The following is an 18,440-nucleotide window of genomic DNA, read 5'->3' as shown; positions in this document are numbered from 1 at the left end:
CTTTAAATTCCGTCGCGTTCCAGCGGGCAGCTCATGCAGCGCGCGCCGCCGCGGCCGCGTCCGAGCTCGTCGCCAGGGATGGGCAGCACGGTGATGCCCGCTTTGTCGTACTTCTCGTTGGTCCAGACGTTGCGCTCGTAGCCGATTACCACGCCCGGGCGGATGGTCAGGACGTTGTTAGCGTCGTTCCACTGCTCGCGTTCGGCTTCAAAGGCGTCGCCGCCGGTGGTGATCAGGCGCACCTGGCTAATGCCGAGCGCTTTCTCGATGGCGTGCAGCAGGTCGGTTTCCTGGGTGCGCAGCAGGCCGCCGCGTCCGTCCGGGGTGAGCGTCCAGCACTGGGCGTCTTTGCGCACCACTTCCGGATAAACGGAGAAGGTGTCCACGTCGATGTGGGTCATCACGGTGTCGAGGTGCATGCAGGAGCGGTGTTTGGGCAGCTCAACGGCGATCACGCGCTCGGCCTGACGGTGTTTGAACAGGCTGTTGGCGAGGAACTCCACGCCCTGCGGCGTCGTGCGTTCGGACATGCCGATCAGTACCGCGCCGCGGCCAATTACTAATACGTCGCCGCCCTCTAAGGTGGCGTGGTCGTAATTAATATTCTCGTCGCCGAAATACTTAATAAAATCGCCGTCGGCAAACGCCGGGTGCCAGCGATATATTGCCCGCAGGTTATTGGTTTCACGCTGACGTGCCGGTTTGGCCATGGGGTTAATAGAGACGCCGTTATAAATCCAGCACGAGGTGTCGCGGGTAAATAAATGGTTCGGCAGCGGCTTCATAATAAAATCATTCGCCGTGTGGGTATCGACCACCATATTTTTAATGGCCGCCGGAATTTCACCGTAGGTTAATCCGCCGCTCAGTCTGCGCGCCAGTTCGCGGTGCGGCATATCCGCCAGCCAGCCGCGCACGTCGCCGGCAAAAGTAGGGCCGAGGCGATAGTCGGAGATCTGCGTATCCAGCAGCCAGGCTTTCGCTTCTGTAATATCAAGGGTTTGTGTCAGAAGGTCGGTCAACAGCAGGACTTCCACACCCTGATCGCGCAGCGTGTTTGCGAAGATATCATGCTCCTCACCCGCCCGCTCAACCGAGAGCACGTCATCGAAAAGCAGCTCCTGACAGTTCGATGGCGTTAAACGTTTCAGACTTAAATTTGGGCGGTGCAGCATAACGCTACGCAATTGACCAATTTCAGAACCGACATAATGCTTTTCCATAATTATTCCTTTAACTGTTTTTCAGAATAAAAAGGGCATGCGCCATGCGTTGTGTTTAATTACATGGCGGCTAAGCTCAATTGATTTCGTGATTCATATTAGGCAGTTAAATAATCCTTATTGTGATGCTGCTCACGCGAAATCGGATATTAAGGAGTTTGTTTCCATTTGCATGATTCGCATCAGATAATGATTAATTTCATATTATTGAAGGATGAATAACTAAGCAGGATCCGGTGGCATTATTTGAGGTTGTTATTATTTTGTAGATTTTAATCTTTTGATGCATTCAGTTATGTTGCTGATTTTTAATGTTTAATTATGCCTGTAGGAATGGCTATGCAATTCACGTAATTAACTATTTTGACTTAAGAAAAATCCTTAAATAATTATGGCTTTTTTTGAGCACATTATCAGAACGGTAAAGTGTGAGGTGGCAACGAGTTTTGTTAATTAACCTGAATGATCAGAGGGTTAGTTCAGCCGTGCGATATGCACTTGCCAATGTTATGCATAACCCCTGCATAAATGCCTGAGCAGGATTAACAGCAAATTAACACCATTCCCGATAAACATGCGCTCGCGCAAATCTCAACGAAAAAGGGCTGGTATGGCAGCGGGGATTCTCGTATAAAAGATAAAAATGAAACATTGTTTTATGTTGAGGGTTGAAACATGATTATCGGCAACATCCACCATTTGCAGTCCTGGCTGCCTGACGATCTGCGCCAGGCCATTGAGCACGTTAAAGCCCACGTCACTGACGCCACGCCGCTCGGGAAACACGACATCAACGGCAACAGCCTGTTTTATCTGGTCTCGGAAGACATGACCCAGCCGTTCGCCGAGCGCCGCGCCGAGTACCACGCGCGCTACCTGGATATCCAGATCGTGATGAAGGGTCAGGAAGGGATGACGTTTAGCACCCTGCCGCACGGCGTGCCGGACACCGACTGGCTGGCGGACAAAGACATCGCGTTCCTGCCAGAAGGCGAGCAGGAGAAAACCGTGGTGCTGAGCGAAGGGGATTTTGTGGTGTTATGGCCGGGTGAAGTGCATAAGCCGCTGTGCGCGGTTGGGGCGCCTGCTAAGGTCAGGAAAGTTGTGGTGAAGATGCTGGTAGAGTAACCCTTACCCCTCACCCTAACCCTCTCCCCACAGGGGAGAGGGGACTGCACCGAGCCATCTTTTCCCCCTCGCCCCTTTGGGGAGAGGGCCGGGGTGAGGGGCAATATGTGATCCAGCTTAAATTTCCCGCACTCCCTCCTCCCTTCCCATTTACCTCTCCTTTTTCTGCGTCATAGTATGATCGTTAAATTAATGAACGCTGTTCTATAATGTAGAACAAAATGATTCAGCAAGGAGATCTCATGCCGCAGTCCGCGTTGTTCACGGGAATCATTCCCCCTGTCTCCACCATTTTTACCGCCGACGGTCAGCTCGATAAGCCGGGCACCGCCGCGCTGATCGACGGTCTGATCAAAGCAGGCGTTGACGGCCTGTTCTTCCTGGGCAGCGGCGGCGAGTTCTCCCAGCTCGGTGCCGAAGAGCGTAAAACCATTGCCCGCTTTGCTATCGATCATGTCGATCGTCGTGTGCCGGTTCTGATCGGCACCGGCGGCACCAATGCCCGGGAAACCATTGAGCTCAGCCAGCACGCGCAGCAGGCGGGCGCGGACGGCATCGTGGTGATTAACCCCTACTACTGGAAGGTGTCGGAAGCGAACCTGATCCGCTATTTCGAGCAGGTGGCGGACAGCGTCACGCTGCCGGTGATGCTCTATAACTTCCCGGCGCTGACCGGGCAGGATCTGACCCCGGCGCTGGTGAAAACACTCGCCGACTCGCGCAGCAATATTATCGGCATCAAAGACACCATCGACTCCGTCGCCCACCTGCGCAGCATGATCCATACCGTCAAAGGTGCCCATCCGCACTTCACCGTGCTCTGCGGCTATGACGATCACCTCTTTAATACCCTGCTGCTCGGCGGCAACGGGGCGATCTCGGCCAGCGGCAACTTTGCACCGCAGGTGTCGGTGAATCTTCTGAAAGCGTGGCGCGACGGGGACGTGGCGAAAGCGGCTGAGTATCATCAGACCTTACTGCAAATACCGCAGATGTATCAGCTGGATACGCCGTTTGTGAACGTGATTAAAGAGGCGATTGTGCTCTGCGGCCGCCCGATCTCCACGCATGTGCTGCCGCCCGCATCGCCGCTGGACGAGCCGCGCAAGGCGCAGCTGAAAACCCTGCTGCAACAGCTCAAGCTCTGCTGAGCCGGACGATAACGATGACCATTGAGAAAATTTTCACCCCACAGGACGACGCGTTTTATGCGGTGATCACCCACGCGGCGGGGCCGCAGGGCGCGCTGCCGCTGACTCCGCAGATGCTGATGGAATCCCCCAGCGGCAACCTGTTCGGCATGACCCAGAACGCCGGGATGGGCTGGGACGCCAACAGGCTGACCGGGAAAGAGGTGCTGATCATCGGCACCCAGGGCGGCATCCGCGCCGGAGACGGGCGCCCAATCGCGCTGGGCTACCACACCGGCCACTGGGAGATCGGCATGCAGATGCAGGCGGCGGCGAAGGAGATTACCCGCAGCGGCGGGATCCCGTTCGCGGCCTTCGTCAGCGATCCGTGCGACGGGCGCTCGCAGGGTACGCACGGCATGTTCGACTCCCTGCCGTACCGCAACGACGCGGCGATCGTGTTTCGCCGCCTGATCCGCTCCCTGCCCACGCGGCGGGCGGTGATCGGCGTGGCAACCTGCGATAAAGGGCTGCCCGCCACCATGATTGCGCTGGCCTCGATGCACGACCTGCCGACCATTCTGGTGCCGGGCGGGGCGACGCTGCCGCCGACCGTGGGGGAAGACGCGGGTAAGGTGCAGACCATCGGCGCGCGCTTCGCTAACCATGAATTGTCATTGCAGGAAGCCGCCGAGCTGGGCTGCCGCGCCTGCGCGTCGCCGGGTGGCGGGTGCCAGTTCCTCGGCACGGCGGGCACCTCGCAGGTGGTCGCGGAGGCGCTGGGCCTGGCGCTGCCGCACTCCGCGCTGGCGCCGTCCGGGCAGGCGGTGTGGCTGGAGATCGCCCGCCAGGCGGCGCGCGCGGTCAGCGAGCTGGATAACCGCGGCATCACCACGCGCGATATCCTCACCGATAAAGCCATCGAAAACGCCATGGTGATCCACGCGGCGTTCGGCGGCTCCACCAATTTACTGCTGCACATTCCGGCCATCGCCCACGCGGCGGGCTGCACGATCCCGGACGTTGAACACTGGACGCGCGTCAACCGCAGGGTGCCGCGCCTGGTCAGCGTGCTACCCAACGGCCCGGACTATCACCCGACCGTGCGCGCGTTCCTCGCGGGCGGCGTGCCGGAGGTGATGCTCCACCTGCGCGAACTCGGCCTGCTGCATCTGGACGCCATGACCGTGACCGGCCAGACGGTGGGCGAGAACCTCGACTGGTGGCAGGCGTCCGAGCGCCGTGAGCGCTTCCGCCAGTGCCTGCGCGAGCAGGACGGCGTGGATCCGGATGATGTGATCCTGCCGCCGGAGAAGGCAAAAGCGAAAGGGCTGACCTCGACGGTCTGCTTCCCGACGGGCAACATCGCGCCGGAAGGCTCGGTGATCAAGGCCACGGCGATCGACCCGTCGGTGGTGGGTGAAGATGGCGTATACCGCCACACCGGCCGGGCGCGGGTGTTTTTCTCGGAAGCGCAGGCGATCAAGGCCATCAAGCGGGAAGAGATTGCGCAGGGCGATATCATGGTGGTGATCGGCGGCGGACCGTCCGGCACCGGCATGGAAGAGACCTACCAGCTTACCTCCGCGCTGAAGCATATCTCATGGGGCAAGACGGTGTCGTTAATCACCGATGCGCGCTTCTCGGGCGTGTCGACGGGCGCCTGCTTCGGCCACGTGTCGCCGGAGGCGCTGGCGGGCGGGCCGATTGGCAAGCTGCGCGATAACGATATCATCGAGATTGCCGTCGACCGCCTGACCCTCACGGGCAGCGTGAACTTCATCGGCACCGCGGACAACCCGTTGACGCCGGAGGAGGGCGCACGCGAGCTGGCGAGGCGGCAGACGCACCCGGACCTGCACGCCCACGACTTTTTGCCGGACGATACCCGGCTGTGGGCGGCACTGCAGTCGGTGAGCGGCGGCACCTGGAAAGGCTGTATTTATGACACCGATAAAATCATTGAGGTAATTAACGCCGGTAAAAAAGCGCTCGGCATTTAATTATTTTCAGAGATAAACCCGTCTGCGGAAAATATTCCGCGGACGGTTTTTTAATTTCTGTTATTTAATAATATAAACAATAAGTTGAGATATATCGTTGGCGTCACAAAAGCAAAATAACGTAATTCGGAAATAAGATATGACCATTGCTGGTTAATTGAACAGCTCATTACACTCCATTAACACGATGTTGTAATTCAGCACACTACATAAGGGTGTAATTCTGATGACGCAATTAACCATGAAAGACAAAATTGGCTACGGGCTGGGTGACACCGCCTGCGGCTTCGTCTGGCAGGCCACGATGTTCCTGCTGGCCTATTTCTACACCGACGTCTTCGGCCTGTCGGCGGGCATAATGGGCACGCTGTTTTTGGTCTCCCGCGTGCTCGACGCCGTCACCGACCCGTTGATGGGGCTGCTGGTAGACCGCACCCGCACGCGGCACGGCCAGTTCCGCCCGTTCCTGCTGTGGGGGGCCATCCCGTTCGGCATCGTCTGCGTGCTGACCTTCTACACGCCGGACTTCTCCGCGCAGGGCAAGATCATCTACGCCTGCGTGACCTACATTCTCCTGACCCTGGTCTACACCTTCGTTAACGTGCCGTACTGCGCTATGCCGGGCGTCATCACCGCCGACCCGAAAGAGCGTCACGCCCTGCAGTCCTGGCGCTTCTTCCTGGCGGCGGCGGGCTCGCTCGCCATCAGCGGCATCGCGCTGCCGCTGGTGAGCATCATCGGCAAGGGGGATGAGCAGGTGGGCTATTTCGGCGCCATGTGCGTGCTGGGGCTGGTTGGCGTGGTGCTGCTCTACGTCTGCTTCTTCACGACCAAAGAGCGCTACACCTTTGAGGTGCAGCCGGGCTCGTCGGTGGCGAAAGACCTTAAGCTGCTGCTGGGCAACGGACAATGGCGCATCATGTGCGCGTTCAAGATGATGGCGACCTGCTCCAACGTGGTGCGCGGCGGGGCGACGCTCTACTTCGTGAAATACGTGATGGATCACCCCGAGATGGCGACCCAGTTCTTACTCTACGGCAGCCTCGCCACCATGTTCGGCTCGCTCTGCTCCTCCCGCCTGCTGGGCCGCTTCGACCGCGTCACCGCCTTCAAGTGGATCATCGTCGCCTACTCGCTGATCAGCCTGCTGATTTTCGTCACCCCGGCTGAGCACATCGCGCTGATTTTTGCCCTCAACATCCTTTTCCTGTTCGTCTTTAACACCACCACGCCGCTGCAGTGGCTGATGGCCTCTGACGTGGTGGATTACGAGGAGAGCCGCAGCGGTCGCCGCCTCGACGGGCTGGTGTTCTCCACCTACCTGTTCAGCCTGAAGATTGGCCTGGCGATTGGCGGGGCGGTGGTGGGCTGGATCCTGGCGTACGTGAACTATTCCGCCAGCAGCAGCGTGCAGCCGGTTGAGGTGCTGACCACCATCAAAATTCTGTTCTGCGTGGTGCCGGTGGTGCTCTACGCGGGCATGTTCATCATGCTGTCGTTCTACAAGCTCACCGACGCCCGCGTGGAGGCCATCAGCCAGCAGCTGATCAAGCACCGCGCGGCGCAGGGCGAGGCCGTTCCCGACGCCGCGACAGCCGCATCCCATTAACCGGAGGCAATATGGAAATCACTAACCCAATCCTGACCGGCTTCAACCCGGACCCGTCCTTGTGCCGCCAGGGCGAGGACTACTACATCGCCACCTCCACCTTCGAGTGGTTCCCGGGCGTGCGCATCTACCACTCCCGCGACCTGAAAAACTGGTCGCTGGTCAGCACCCCGCTGGACCGCGTGTCGATGCTGGACATGAAGGGCAACCCGGACTCCGGCGGCATCTGGGCGCCGTGCCTGAGCTACGCCGACGGCAAATTCTGGCTGCTCTACACCGACGTAAAGATTGTCGACTCGCCGTGGAAAAACGGCCGCAACTTCCTTGTCACTGCGCCCTCGATTGAGGGACCGTGGAGCGAGCCGATCCCGATGGGCAATGGCGGGTTTGACCCGTCCCTGTTCCACGACGACGATGGCCGCAAATACTATATCTACCGCCCGTGGGGGCCGCGTCACCACAGCAACCCGCACAACACCATCGTGTTGCAGGCGTTTGACCCGCAGACCGGCACCCTCTCGCCCGAGCGCAAAACCCTGTTTACCGGCACGCCGCTCTGCTACACCGAAGGCGCGCACCTGTATCGCCACGCAGGATGGTACTACCTGATGGTCGCCGAGGGCGGCACCAGCTACGAGCACGCCGTCGTGGTGCTGCGTTCCAAAAATATCGACGGGCCATACGAGCTGCACCCGGACGTAACGATGATGACCAGCTGGCACCTGCCGGAGAACCCGCTGCAAAAAAGCGGCCACGGCTCGCTGCTGCAGACCCACACCGGGGAGTGGTACATGGCCTACCTCACCAGCCGCCCGCTGCGCCTTCCCGGCGTACCGCTGCTGGCCTCCGGCGGACGCGGCTACTGTCCGCTGGGGCGCGAGACCGGCATCGCCCGCATTGAGTGGCGCGACGGCTGGCCGTACGTGGAAGGCGGCAAGCACGCGCAGCTGACCGTGCCCGGCCCGCAGATGGCCGAGCAGCCAGCAGCCGTTCAGGCCACCTGGCGGGACGATTTCGACGGCAACACGCTTGACCCTGAGCTGCAGACCCTGCGCATTCCGTTCGACGACACCCTCGGCTCGCTCACCGCGCGCCCGGGCTACTTACGGCTCTACGGCAACGACTCGCTCAACTCGACCTTTACCCAGTCGACCGTGGCGCGCCGCTGGCAGCACTTCGCCTTCCGTTCAGAAACGCGGATGCAGTTCTCGCCGGTCCACTTCCAGCAGAGCGCGGGGCTGACCTGCTACTACAACAGCAAAAACTGGAGCTACTGCTTTGTGGACTACGAGGAGGGGCAGGGCAGAACCATCAAGGTTATTCAGCTCGACCACAACGTGCCGTCGTGGCCGCTGCACGAGCAGCCCATTCCGGTGCCGGAACATGCGGAGAGCGTCTGGCTGCGGGTGGACGTGGACAGGCTGGTCTACCGCTACAGCTACTCTTTCGACGGCGAGACGTGGCACGCCGTGCCGGTCACGTATGAGGCGTGGAAGCTGTCGGACGACTACATCGGCGGGCGCGGCTTCTTCACCGGCGCGTTTGTGGGGCTGCACTGCGAGGACATCAGCGGCGACGGTTGTCACGCAGACTTCGACTACTTCACCTACGAGCCGGCCTGACGGCTCAGGCCGGGTAGCCCAGCGCGCGTGACAGCGCGAGCCCGGCCTGCTGAAGCTGCTCGCGGAAGCGGGCCAGCTCGGCGTCGTCCACGCGGGAGGTCAGCGTCGACAGGCTCAGGGCGGCGATGACGCGGGACTCGTGGTTCCACACCGGCACCGCCACGCAGCGCACGCCCTGCTCGTTCTCTTCGCGGTCAAGGGCGTAGCCCTGCTCGCGGGTCTGCGTCAGGGCGCTCATTAAGGCTTCGCGAGACGCGAGGGTAGCGGGCGTAAAGGTAGTGTACTGATAGCCCTCCAGCAGGGCGTTCAGCTCGGCCTCGCCCAGCCAGGCAATCAACACCTTGCCAATGGCGGTGGCGTGAACCGGCAGACGGCGGCCGATGCGCGAATAGGCGATGGCGGCCAGCTTGCCTTCAATCTTCTCGATATAGACCCCTTCACGCCCGTCCAGGATCCCCAGATGGGTGGTCTGCCCGGTACGTTGGGACAGCTCCGTCAGCCAGCCTTTCGCCTTCTGGCGAATATCGATGGACCCCACGACAAAATGGCCGCGCTCGACCAGCTTCATGCCGAGGCGATACTTGCCGTTCTCCGGGTTCTGATCGATATAGCCGTGAAGCTGCAGGGTTTTCAGCAGCGAGTGGAGGGTACTCTTGCTCAGCCCCATCAGTTTGCTGATGTCGGTGATCTTAAGCTCGGTGGCCTGCTCGTTGAACAGGTCGAGGATCTGCAACGCACGTTCAACAGACTGAATAATCGGCATAATGCTGGCATGTCCACGCTGGAATTAAGGCGAAAACGTACCTTTTTCGGGGTGAAAAATCAATGAAATGGAGCCGATGTTCTCCCTCTCCCTGTGGGAGAGGGCCGGGGTGAGGGCACCAACGCGCAGAGGACCCAATCACTCCCCAAGCGTCGCCACCATCACCGCCTTAATCGTATGCATCCGGTTTTCCGCCTGGTCGAACACGATGCTCGCCGCCGACTCAAACACCTCGTCCGTCACTTCCATTCCGCCGTGCAGATCGAACTCTTTCGCCATCTGCTTGCCGAGCGTGGTCTGGTCGTCATGGAACGCCGGCAGACAGTGCAGGAACTTCACGTCCGGGTTGCCGGTCAGCGCCATCATCTGCGCGTTCACCTGATACCCGCGCAGCAGCGCGATCCGCTCCGCCCACTTCTCTTTGGCTTCGCCCATCGACACCCACACGTCGGTATAGATAAAGTCCGCGCCCTTCACGCCCGCCGCCACGTCTTCGGTCAGGGTGATCTTCCCGCCGTGCTTCTCCGCCAGCGCGCTGCACTCCGCCACCAGGCTCTCTTCCGGCCAGCAGGCTTTCGGGGCCACCAGACGCAGATCCAGCCCGGTCAGCGCCGCCGCTTCCAGCATCGAGTTGCCCATGTTGTTGCGCGCGTCGCCCGCGTAGACCAGCGTCATCTCGTTAAACGCCTTGCCCGGCAGGTGCTCCTGCATAGTCAGCAGGTCCGCCAGCAGCTGGGTCGGGTGGAACTCGTTGGTCAGCCCGTTCCACACCGGCACGCCCGCGTACTGCGCCAGCGTCTCGACCACTTCCTGGCCGTGGCCGCGATACTGAATGCCGTCGTACATCCGCCCGAGCACGCGCGCGGTGTCTTTAATTGACTCTTTATGCCCAATCTGGCTGCCGCTCGGCCCTAAATACGTGACGCGTGCGCCCTGGTCAAATGCGGCAACTTCGAAAGAGCAACGTGTACGGGTCGAGTCTTTTTCGAAGATGAGCGCGATGTTTTTACCGGTAAGTTTCTGTACTTCCTTGCCATTTTTTTTATCGGCCTTGAGCTGTGCGGCAAGGGTCAGCAGAGAAGTGAACTGTGCAGGGGTAAAGTCGAGCAGTTTCAGAAAGTGTTTTTTGTATAAATCGGACATTTTATCCTCACATGGCGAACGCCACTTATTGAATTAAAATTCACTTTATATGTGTAATTATTCATTTGCAACCCCGTTTCACAAATCTTTCCAACAAAGGTGGAGGCAAACCCGTCCGTGTGTGAAAATAGAAGTATCTGCCGCACTTTAAAGAGGATTGAGCCATGGCAAACCCGGAACACCTGGAAGAGCAACGCGAAGAGACGCGTCTGATTATTGAAGAGCTGCTGGAAGACGGTAGCGATCCGGACGCGCTGTACACCATCGAGCACCATTTCTCTGCGGATGATTTCGACGCGCTGGAAAAAATGGCCGTGGAAGCCTTCAAGCTGGGTTACGAAGTGACCGAGCCGGAAGAGCTGGAAGTGGAAGAGGGCGACACCGTCATCTGCTGCGACATCCTGAGCGAAGGCGCGCTGAAGGCGGAGCTTATCGACGCGCAGGTAGAACAGCTGATGAACCTGGCCGAGAAGTTTGACGTGGAGTACGACGGCTGGGGAACCTACTTCGAAGATCCGAACGGTGAAGACGGCGAAGAAGGTGACGACGAAGATTACGTCGACGAAGACGACGACGGCGTGCGTCACTAAGCGTTTCAGGCGGTGGCGCGCGCCACCGCTTTTTCAAGGCAGAACCATGGATTACCCGCAGATACTCGCCCCCGTACTCAACTTCCTCCAGTGCCCGACCCCGCAAGCATGGATTGATAAAGCCCGCGACCCGGCGAACCTGCCGCTGCTGCTTACCGACCACATGGTGTGCGAGCTCAAGGCCGCCCAGACCGCGCTGCTGCTGGTGCGCAAATACGTCGCCGACGAAAGCGGTGCCGACGCGCTGCTCGACTGGCTCAAACCCTACGAACAGTTCACCTTCCGCGACGGCCCGGAGCCGGACTTCATCGCCCTGCACAGGCAGATTGGCAAAAGCGTGATGCCCAAAACCGACGACCCGTGGGGCCAGGCGCTTATCGACAGCATGGTGCTGCTGATTAAAGAGGAGCTGCACCATTTCTGGCAGGTGCGGGAGGCGATGCTGGCCCGCGACATTCCGTACGTCAAAATCACCGCCAGCCGCTACGCCAAAGGGATGCTGAAGGAAGTGCGCACCCACGAACCGCTGACGCTGATCGACAAGCTCATTTGCGGCGCCTACATCGAAGCCCGCTCCTGCGAACGCTTCGCCGCGCTGGCCCCGTACCTCGACGACGACTTACAAAAGTTCTATCTCTCGCTGCTGCGCTCGGAAGCGCGCCACTATCAGGACTACCTGACGCTGGCTCAGCAGGTGAGCGACGACGATATCTCACCGCGCATAAAGCTTTTTGGCGAAATTGAAGCCACACTTATCTCGACACCGGACAACGAGTTTCGCTTCCACAGCGGCGTGCCGGTGTAAACCGGCATAACGCAAGGATAAGGATGCGAGATGAAAAAAACGTGGATCAGTACGGTCATTGTTGTTGTCGCGGTCGCCGCCGTGGCGTTCTGGGTGTTCTTCGACAGGCAGCGCGCTCCTGAACAGCAGATGGATAACGCCCTTAACGCGATGCCCGCCTGGCAGGTGATTAAGGAGCAGGAGCCTGTGCTGCATCAGCGCATTCTCGACCAGATGGCCGCCCTGCAAAAAGCGGGCGAGCCGGAGCAGCAGATTATCGACACCATTCAGCCGCAGATCCTGCATCTGCAGATGTCGCGCCTGCAAAACGCCCCGGACGCCAACGTGGTGAACTACATGACCATCAACATGGAGCAGACCGCCGCCATCCAGAAGGTGAGCGACGACGCCTGTTTCCGCTTCCTCTACCCGATGGTGAAGGGCGGCGTGAACCCGATGCGCATGCTGGATAAAGACCTGATGGCGCGGCGCATGCAGGCCGACGCTGACATGATGCGTGCGGCCTACGGCAAAAATCGCCACACCGTGACGCAGGCCGAACGCGAGGCCGCTGTCGAGGACGTGCGACCGATTATGAAGGCGCTTGCCGATAAGTACGGCGAGGACATCCAGCTGCTGCAGATGCCGGAGAAGGCGGCGGGCAAAGAGAAGCTCTCCTGCGATATGGTGCAGGAGATGTGGGCGAAGGTGTTGGCGCTGCCGGAGCAGAAGGCGGCGGGGGTGATTCGACTGGCGGTGTCTGAGCTGGAGTGACGAAGGACGCTGGTTTTTTGGGCACTTAGCGCGGGTTTAGCGCGTCGTCGCTTGCATGGCGGCGCGCGACAGGTATAATCCACAACGTTTCCGCATCCCCTTCAGTGCCGAAGTGGCGAAATCGGTAGACGCAGTTGATTCAAAATCAACCGTAGAAATACGTGCCGGTTCGAGTCCGGCCTTCGGCACCAAAAGCATGTAAATGGACCTCAACTGAGGTCTTTTTTTATGTCTAAAATCCAGTAGTTATCTACCTTTCCCGCTATATTAACTCTCTCAAGGTCAACCAACATCAACGTACATCTACCAACAGATGTTGGTATAGATGATGGTATTTCCGGTTCGATAATGCTTGTACCAACAGGGAGGGGATAAGCATGGCTCTAACAGATATCAAAGTCAGAACAGCCAAGCCAACGGATAAGCAATATAAGCTGACCGATGGTAGCGGTATGCACCTGCTTATCCATCCAAATGGTTCTAAGTACTGGCGTTTGCAGTACCGTTATGACGGCAAGCAAAGGATGTTGGCACTTGGGGTTTACCCTGAAATCAAACTGGCGGATGCCAGAGCACGTCGTGACGAAGCGCGTAAGCTACTAGCGAATGGCGTCGATCCGGGAGACAAAAAGAAAAATGATAAGGTTGAACAGAGTAAAGCACGAACCTTTAAAGAGGTAGCGATCGAGTGGCATGGCACCAATAAAAAGTGGTCTGAAGATCACGCCCATCGTGTGCTAAAAAGTCTGGAAGATAATCTCTTTGCAGCGCTTGGTGAACGTAATATCACTGAGTTAAAAACGCGCGATTTATTAGCCCCCATTAAAGCCGTAGAGATGTCTGGACGTCTTGAGGTTGCTGCCCGTCTTCAACAGCGCACTACGGCCATCATGCGGTATGCGGTGCAAAGTGGGTTAATTGATTATAACCCGGCACAAGAGATGGCTGGGGCGGTTGCTTCCAGTAATCGACAACATCGCCCGGCGCTGGAATTAAAGCGCATACCTGAGTTACTCGAGAAAATAGACGGCTATACCGGCAGGCCGCTAACCCGCTGGGCAACGGAACTCACACTGCTTATCTTTATTCGATCCAGTGAGCTGCGTTTTGCTCGCTGGTCAGAAATCGATTTTGAAACTTCAATGTGGACCATCCCACCTGAGCGAGAGCCCATTCCTGATGTGAAACATTCTCAGCGAGGTTCAAAGATGCGTACACCGCATCTGGTGCCGCTTTCAAAGCAGGCGCTGGCGATCCTGAAGCAGATAAAGCAGTTCTGTGGCGAACATGAGCTGATCTTTATTGGCGATCATGATCCGCGTAAGCCAATGAGTGAAAACACCGTAAACAGTGCGCTCCGGGTGATGGGCTATGACACTAAAGTTGAGGTTTGCGGTCACGGCTTCCGCACAATGGCCTGTAGCTCGCTAATTGAGTCAGGACTATGGTCGAAGGATGCGGTGGAAAGGCAGATGAGCCATATGGAACGCAATTCGGTGCGGGCTGCATATATCCATAAAGCGGAACATCTGGATGAGCGCAAGCTGATGTTGCAGTGGTGGGCGGATTTTCTGGATGCCAATCGAGGGAAAGGGATTACGCCGTTTGACTATGCGAAGATCAACCGGGGTAATGGCGAGTGAGTTGAATGCCTTTATTTCTCGGTTGATGTTTAAATAAAAATGACCAACCAGCCCGTTTAGGACTGGTTGGTCGCTGTATTTTTTACCGTTGTTATCAGAATTCCATCTGCCAGGTACAGAGTCGCCAGACAAAAAGGACGTCTGCAATAATGCCTTGAATGTACATAAAGTTGCGAGCATCATCGCAAATATGTACCCATGGATTCTTCAACGTAAAGACCTCTGACAAAACCCTAAAGCAAGCGATATCAAATATCACCATTTGGCGCAAAGGCGAACAGCGTGCGCCACATAAGCCATTATTGCTGCTGCACTTCCTTTCACGCTATCGGTAGGGTTATAAACGTGGGGGGAATGAGCACGTTGCTATCCCGAATCATCTTGAGCGACAGTTCGCCGTAACAGAGTTAAATCAGGTGTGGTGCGGCGACGTGACCTATATCTGGACAGGTAAACGCTGGGCGAACCTTGCTGTTGTTCTCGACCTATTCGCAAGAAAACCAGTTGGCTGGGCAATGTCTTTCTCACCGGACAGCAGACTGACCATCAAAGCGCTGGATATGGCGTGGGAAACTCGCTGTAAACCAGCCGGAGTGATGTTCCGCAGCGTCCAGGGTAGTCACTATACAATCAGTCAGTTCCGGAGGTTACTGTGGGGTTGCCGGATCAGGCAGAGTACGAGCCGACGTGGAAACTGTTGGGACAACAGCCCGATGGAACGCTTCTTCAGAAGTCTGAAAACGAGTGGGTGCCAGTGACAGGTTATATAAACTTTAGCGAAGCTGCTCATGCGATCACAGACTATATCGTCGCATATTACAGCTCGCTAAGGCTGCATGACTATACGGTGGGTTACCCCCAAACGAATCGGAAAACCGATACTGGAAAAACTCTAAAGCAGTGGCCAGTTTTAGTTGACCACTACAAAGTCTCATTTTGACGTCCTTTTCAAATCGTTCATTTCAAAAAAAATTGTGAATTAACACTGCTCACGCATACCTGCTTGAGAACTCATCCATCGAATTAGATACCGTAAACTTCACCTCATCACCCAATGCTTCAAAGTGTGCATAACCACATTTGATTTTGGCATTTTCCTCCGGACGTCTTTCCACGGAGAAGAGCGTGCTTTTGGTTTCGACAACGAAGTAGAGTTTTTCCTTGCCATCCTTTTCGATTAGAACCGCCCAGTCGGGGTTATAGCCGCCTAATGGCGTATCGATTTTGAACCAACCGGGTAGTTTGGCGTAAAGTTTGATATCCTCATTTCGCTCGAAGGCCGAGGCAAATTCCAGCTCAATATCGGAGTCGTAAACTACATAGTCAAAAACGGACTTCTCAGCTTTAACCATGTTGTCTTTCAGGTAGCCAAACAATTCGTTTTGTTGGAATAATTCCTGAGCATAGAACTGATCATCACCAATTTTGTGGTACTTGATTCCATCGACGATAAACAGACGCATTTGGCTTTTGATTATGTTACCTGCCTGTTCGATAAACTTCTGTGGGTTGTTCTTGAACGACTCCAGGCGACCACTTTTGTTGATAATGGAAACAATGGTGCGGCGCGTCAGGTTGGTTTCGTTCTGTAAGTAAGTGATCAAATCGGGTAAATCGTACGAGCGGGATTCGTACACGCTGGTTGCTTCAACGGTCTTCTCTGTGTGCACGCCACCCCGATCAATTTCAGTCTTCGCCTTGCGGTAAGTGAAGCGAGCCTTACCCACCTGAAGGTTTATTTTGATCTCTTCGGCGCACTTCTCGATCAATGCCCTGGTATCAAAGTTCACGCGGAACGTAGTTTTGTATTTAATACGATCCCACAGCGCCTGAAACTCGGGACTCAGATACACCGCTTTGTTCAGCGAAACCTTGGCTTTGTCATCACGGTTCTTGATGTTCAGGTTACCGGATACCTTTTTCAGCACCGACACAATCTGTGCTGTATGGGGCTGGAATGCCTCAGGCAACTCCAGAGTACCGTTCTTCAATGACGCCTTAAGGCTATCCTGCACTTTACCCTTGCCGTCAATGTGGCCTTCGCTCTGCAAGTGTTCCCACAATTGCTTCGACGCCTCGCTACCCAAGTATTCATGGTTGTGGTCATCAACCGGCACTACGATATTGGCAAACAGGTGCTTTTCAACCACACCAAACTTGATACCTTCTTCGTTTTCAATTTCCTTCTGCAATTGCTCTGCAAATTGCTCGTAGGATTCATTGGCCATCACGGTGAGAGTATTCACCGCAAAGCCGTGTACCCGCTCACCATTCTGATTTACACAGATACGCAAGCCCCGGCCGATCTCCTGGCGTTTTTTGATCACTGAGCTGGTTTCGTTCAGGGTGCAGATCTGGAACACATTAGGGTTGTCCCAGCCTTCTTTGAGGGCCGAATGTGAAAAAATAAATTTAAGTTTGCAGTCAAAACTCAGCAACCATTCCTTGTCTTTCATAATGGTGTTATAAGCGCTGCCATCAGATTCGCTGTTTGCCGCCTTGCCATCTTTTCCAATTTTAGATTCTTTAAGCATTTCCTTGCCTGACGAATCTTTTTTCTTATCGATCGCAAAATAACCGTTATGCACGCCTTGTGCAGCTGTATCCAGATCGGCACCTTCAAATAGCTGGCTGTACTTGGGTTTGCGAATGGCGCGATCGTATTCTTCTTCAAATATCAGGGCGAACTTACCCTTTTGCGGGTTACCGTCTTCGTCGTAGGCGCGGTAGTTGGCGACCTTATCGATAAAAAACAGGCTCAGCACCTTAATGCCCTGTGGGCGCAGGCGCATTTCTTTATCGAGATGCTCTTCAATGGTTTTGCGGATCTGCAGGCGTTTAAATTCATCCGGATCAACTTCTCCCAAGGCCTGACCCAGTTTCAGAATATCGGGCTTACTGGTAAAGTTGATGTATTCATTGCCCTGTTCGCAGTAGATGTCATCAATAATGTAGCCGTCATATACATCGCGGCCACCGCTGTACCTGGCATCCAGCAAATCCGCTCCGCTGGTCACCGTGACTTCCTTGCGCTTAATGCTGCCATTCTTCAGGCGAGCATCAATTTCGATTTTGGCACTGATCGGGCTTTTTTTATTGTTCACACTGACCAGCTTGATATAGGCCTTATTGTGGCCGTCCTTAACCTCAATGCCTGCCACTTCAATCTGCTTAACCAGTTTTTGCTCGTAGGCATCGACAGAGTCCAGCTTGTAGAGCATATGGTGCTTTTCCACATGGGTCGCCGAATAACGCAGTGTACACATGGGGTTAAGCGAGGCGATGGCTTCTTTACTCTTATCGGTGGTGTCAACGCTTTGAGGTTCATCGACAATCACAATCGGGTTGGTTTGCTGGATAAATTCAATCGGCTTGGCACCGGTCATGCGGTCGTGTGCGCGGTGAATGATGTTGGCTTTGTTCTCTTGCTCCGGGTCGGTAAAGCTTTTCCGGAATGCATCGATATTGATCACCATAATCTGAATATCAGGGCTGGTCGCAAAGTTACGCACATCCGATAGCTTACTGGAATCGTAAGTGAAATAGTCAAAGGCAACGTTTTCGTACAGCTCTTTAAAATGAGTCGCCGTAATCTCCAGTGACTTCTGCACACCTTCTTTAATGGCGATGGACGGCACCACAATAATAAACTTGGTAAAGCCATAGAGCCGGTTCATTTCGAACACTGTACGCAAGTAAACGTAAGTTTTACCTGTACCTGTTTCCATCTCCACCGTTAAGTGAATACCGTCTTTGGAGTCAAAAGTCTCTGAAGGAGCTAGGCCATTTTTCAGCTGTATTGTGCGGATATTGGCATGGATGTCTTCATCCAGCAGGCGTAGGCGGTTACCAATACCCAAGCTATCTTCCTGAGTACCATAAAACAGCGAGCCTTCCTCCCAGGATTGCAAAGGTGCCACCGTGAAATTGGTCTGGCAGACTTCCTGACCAGCAAATACGCCCGTTACCGACTCAATCGCCTGACGTTGATAATCCAGATTGGCATCGAACTGAATCTTCATACTCAT

General features: G+C 56.0%; 14 protein-coding genes, 1 tRNA gene and 1 pseudogene. 11 read left to right on the top strand and 5 right to left on the bottom strand.

From position 1 onward, the window contains the following. Window positions 1-2: 2 nt before the first annotated feature. Window positions 3-1,223, bottom strand: coding sequence for an arginine deiminase (gene arcA / locus AB8818_RS14600; RefSeq protein ID WP_080328862.1), 1,221 nt, complete (start codon window positions 1,221-1,223; stop codon window positions 3-5). 675 nt (window positions 1,224-1,898) lie between these two features. Here arcA and AB8818_RS14595 point away from each other — a divergent pair. From AB8818_RS14595 to AB8818_RS14575, 5 genes are all read left to right on the top strand, one after another. Beyond that, window positions 1,899-2,351 carry a YhcH/YjgK/YiaL family protein gene (locus AB8818_RS14595; protein WP_192981820.1) on the top strand — a complete coding sequence of 151 codons (453 nt, stop codon included), beginning with the start codon at window positions 1,899-1,901 and terminating at the stop codon, window positions 2,349-2,351. Window positions 2,352-2,593: 242 nt separating this feature from the next. After that, entirely contained in the window at window positions 2,594-3,502 is a 909-nt protein-coding gene (gene yagE, locus AB8818_RS14590; RefSeq protein ID WP_192981822.1) for a 2-keto-3-deoxygluconate aldolase, read from the top strand. Between the two features lie 14 nt (window positions 3,503-3,516). After that, on the top strand, window positions 3,517-5,484 hold the full coding sequence (gene yagF / locus AB8818_RS14585) for a xylonate dehydratase YagF (RefSeq protein WP_192981828.1): 1,968 nt from the start codon (window positions 3,517-3,519) through the stop codon (window positions 5,482-5,484). A gap of 226 nt (window positions 5,485-5,710) precedes the next feature. Continuing rightward, a complete protein-coding gene (locus tag AB8818_RS14580) occupies window positions 5,711-7,093 on the top strand; it encodes an MFS transporter (protein WP_192981829.1) in 1,383 nt (460 codons plus the stop codon). A gap of 11 nt (window positions 7,094-7,104) precedes the next feature. Beyond that, on the top strand, window positions 7,105-8,715 hold the full coding sequence (locus AB8818_RS14575; protein ID WP_163330718.1) for a glycoside hydrolase family 43 protein: 1,611 nt from the start codon (window positions 7,105-7,107) through the stop codon (window positions 8,713-8,715). Between the two features lie 4 nt (window positions 8,716-8,719). On the opposite strand, the gene xynR is transcribed toward AB8818_RS14575, so the two are convergent. The 3 genes from xynR to argL all read right to left on the bottom strand — a co-directional run bounded on the left by xynR (window position 8,720) and on the right by argL (window position 10,686). Continuing rightward, a complete protein-coding gene (xynR, locus tag AB8818_RS14570) occupies window positions 8,720-9,478 on the bottom strand; it encodes a DNA-binding transcriptional repressor XynR (protein ID WP_163330719.1) in 759 nt (252 codons plus the stop codon). Window positions 9,479-9,616: 138 nt separating this feature from the next. Further along, the gene (gene argF / locus AB8818_RS14565) at window positions 9,617-10,621 is read right to left on the bottom strand and encodes an ornithine carbamoyltransferase (RefSeq protein WP_010427327.1); all 1,005 of its coding nucleotides are present in this window, start codon (window positions 10,619-10,621) and stop codon (window positions 9,617-9,619) included. Continuing rightward, complete coding sequence (gene argL / locus AB8818_RS14560; RefSeq protein ID WP_213375672.1) at window positions 10,591-10,686, bottom strand: putative translational regulatory protein ArgL; 96 nt, start codon at window positions 10,684-10,686, stop codon at window positions 10,591-10,593. The genes argF and argL overlap by 31 nt, the downstream gene beginning before the upstream one ends. A gap of 99 nt (window positions 10,687-10,785) precedes the next feature. Here argL and rraB point away from each other — a divergent pair, with 99 nt between their 5' ends. The 6 genes and pseudogenes from rraB to AB8818_RS14530 form a co-directional block, all read left to right on the top strand. Continuing rightward, complete coding sequence (rraB, locus tag AB8818_RS14555) at window positions 10,786-11,211, top strand: ribonuclease E inhibitor RraB (protein WP_006810300.1); 426 nt, start codon at window positions 10,786-10,788, stop codon at window positions 11,209-11,211. A gap of 46 nt (window positions 11,212-11,257) precedes the next feature. Beyond that, on the top strand, window positions 11,258-12,016 hold the full coding sequence (miaE, locus tag AB8818_RS14550; RefSeq protein WP_192981833.1) for a tRNA isopentenyl-2-thiomethyl-A-37 hydroxylase MiaE: 759 nt from the start codon (window positions 11,258-11,260) through the stop codon (window positions 12,014-12,016). Window positions 12,017-12,046: 30 nt separating this feature from the next. Further along, window positions 12,047-12,769, top strand: coding sequence for a topoisomerase II (locus AB8818_RS14545; protein ID WP_192981835.1), 723 nt, complete (start codon window positions 12,047-12,049; stop codon window positions 12,767-12,769). Between the two features lie 106 nt (window positions 12,770-12,875). Beyond that, window positions 12,876-12,960, top strand: a tRNA-Leu gene (locus tag AB8818_RS14540). Between the two features lie 186 nt (window positions 12,961-13,146). After that, a complete protein-coding gene (locus tag AB8818_RS14535) occupies window positions 13,147-14,412 on the top strand; it encodes an integrase arm-type DNA-binding domain-containing protein (RefSeq protein ID WP_192981837.1) in 1,266 nt (421 codons plus the stop codon). Window positions 14,413-14,750: 338 nt separating this feature from the next. Beyond that, window positions 14,751-15,330, top strand: a pseudogene (locus AB8818_RS14530) (IS3 family transposase); the annotation flags it as partial. Window positions 15,331-15,401: 71 nt separating this feature from the next. Here the strand turns inward: AB8818_RS14530 and AB8818_RS14525 are convergent. Then, window positions 15,402-18,440: a type III restriction-modification system endonuclease gene (locus AB8818_RS14525; protein WP_226857523.1), complete on the bottom strand. Its 3,039-nt coding sequence runs from the start codon at window positions 18,438-18,440 to the stop codon at window positions 15,402-15,404.

The sequence above is a fragment of the Enterobacter sp. KB-280D8 genome, from assembly GCF_041399405.1.
Taxonomy (GTDB): Bacteria; Pseudomonadota; Gammaproteobacteria; order Enterobacterales; family Enterobacteriaceae; genus Enterobacter; species Enterobacter cloacae_N.
The sequence above is the reverse complement of the archived record's forward strand: the minus strand, read 5'-3'. Positions and strand labels throughout refer to the sequence as shown.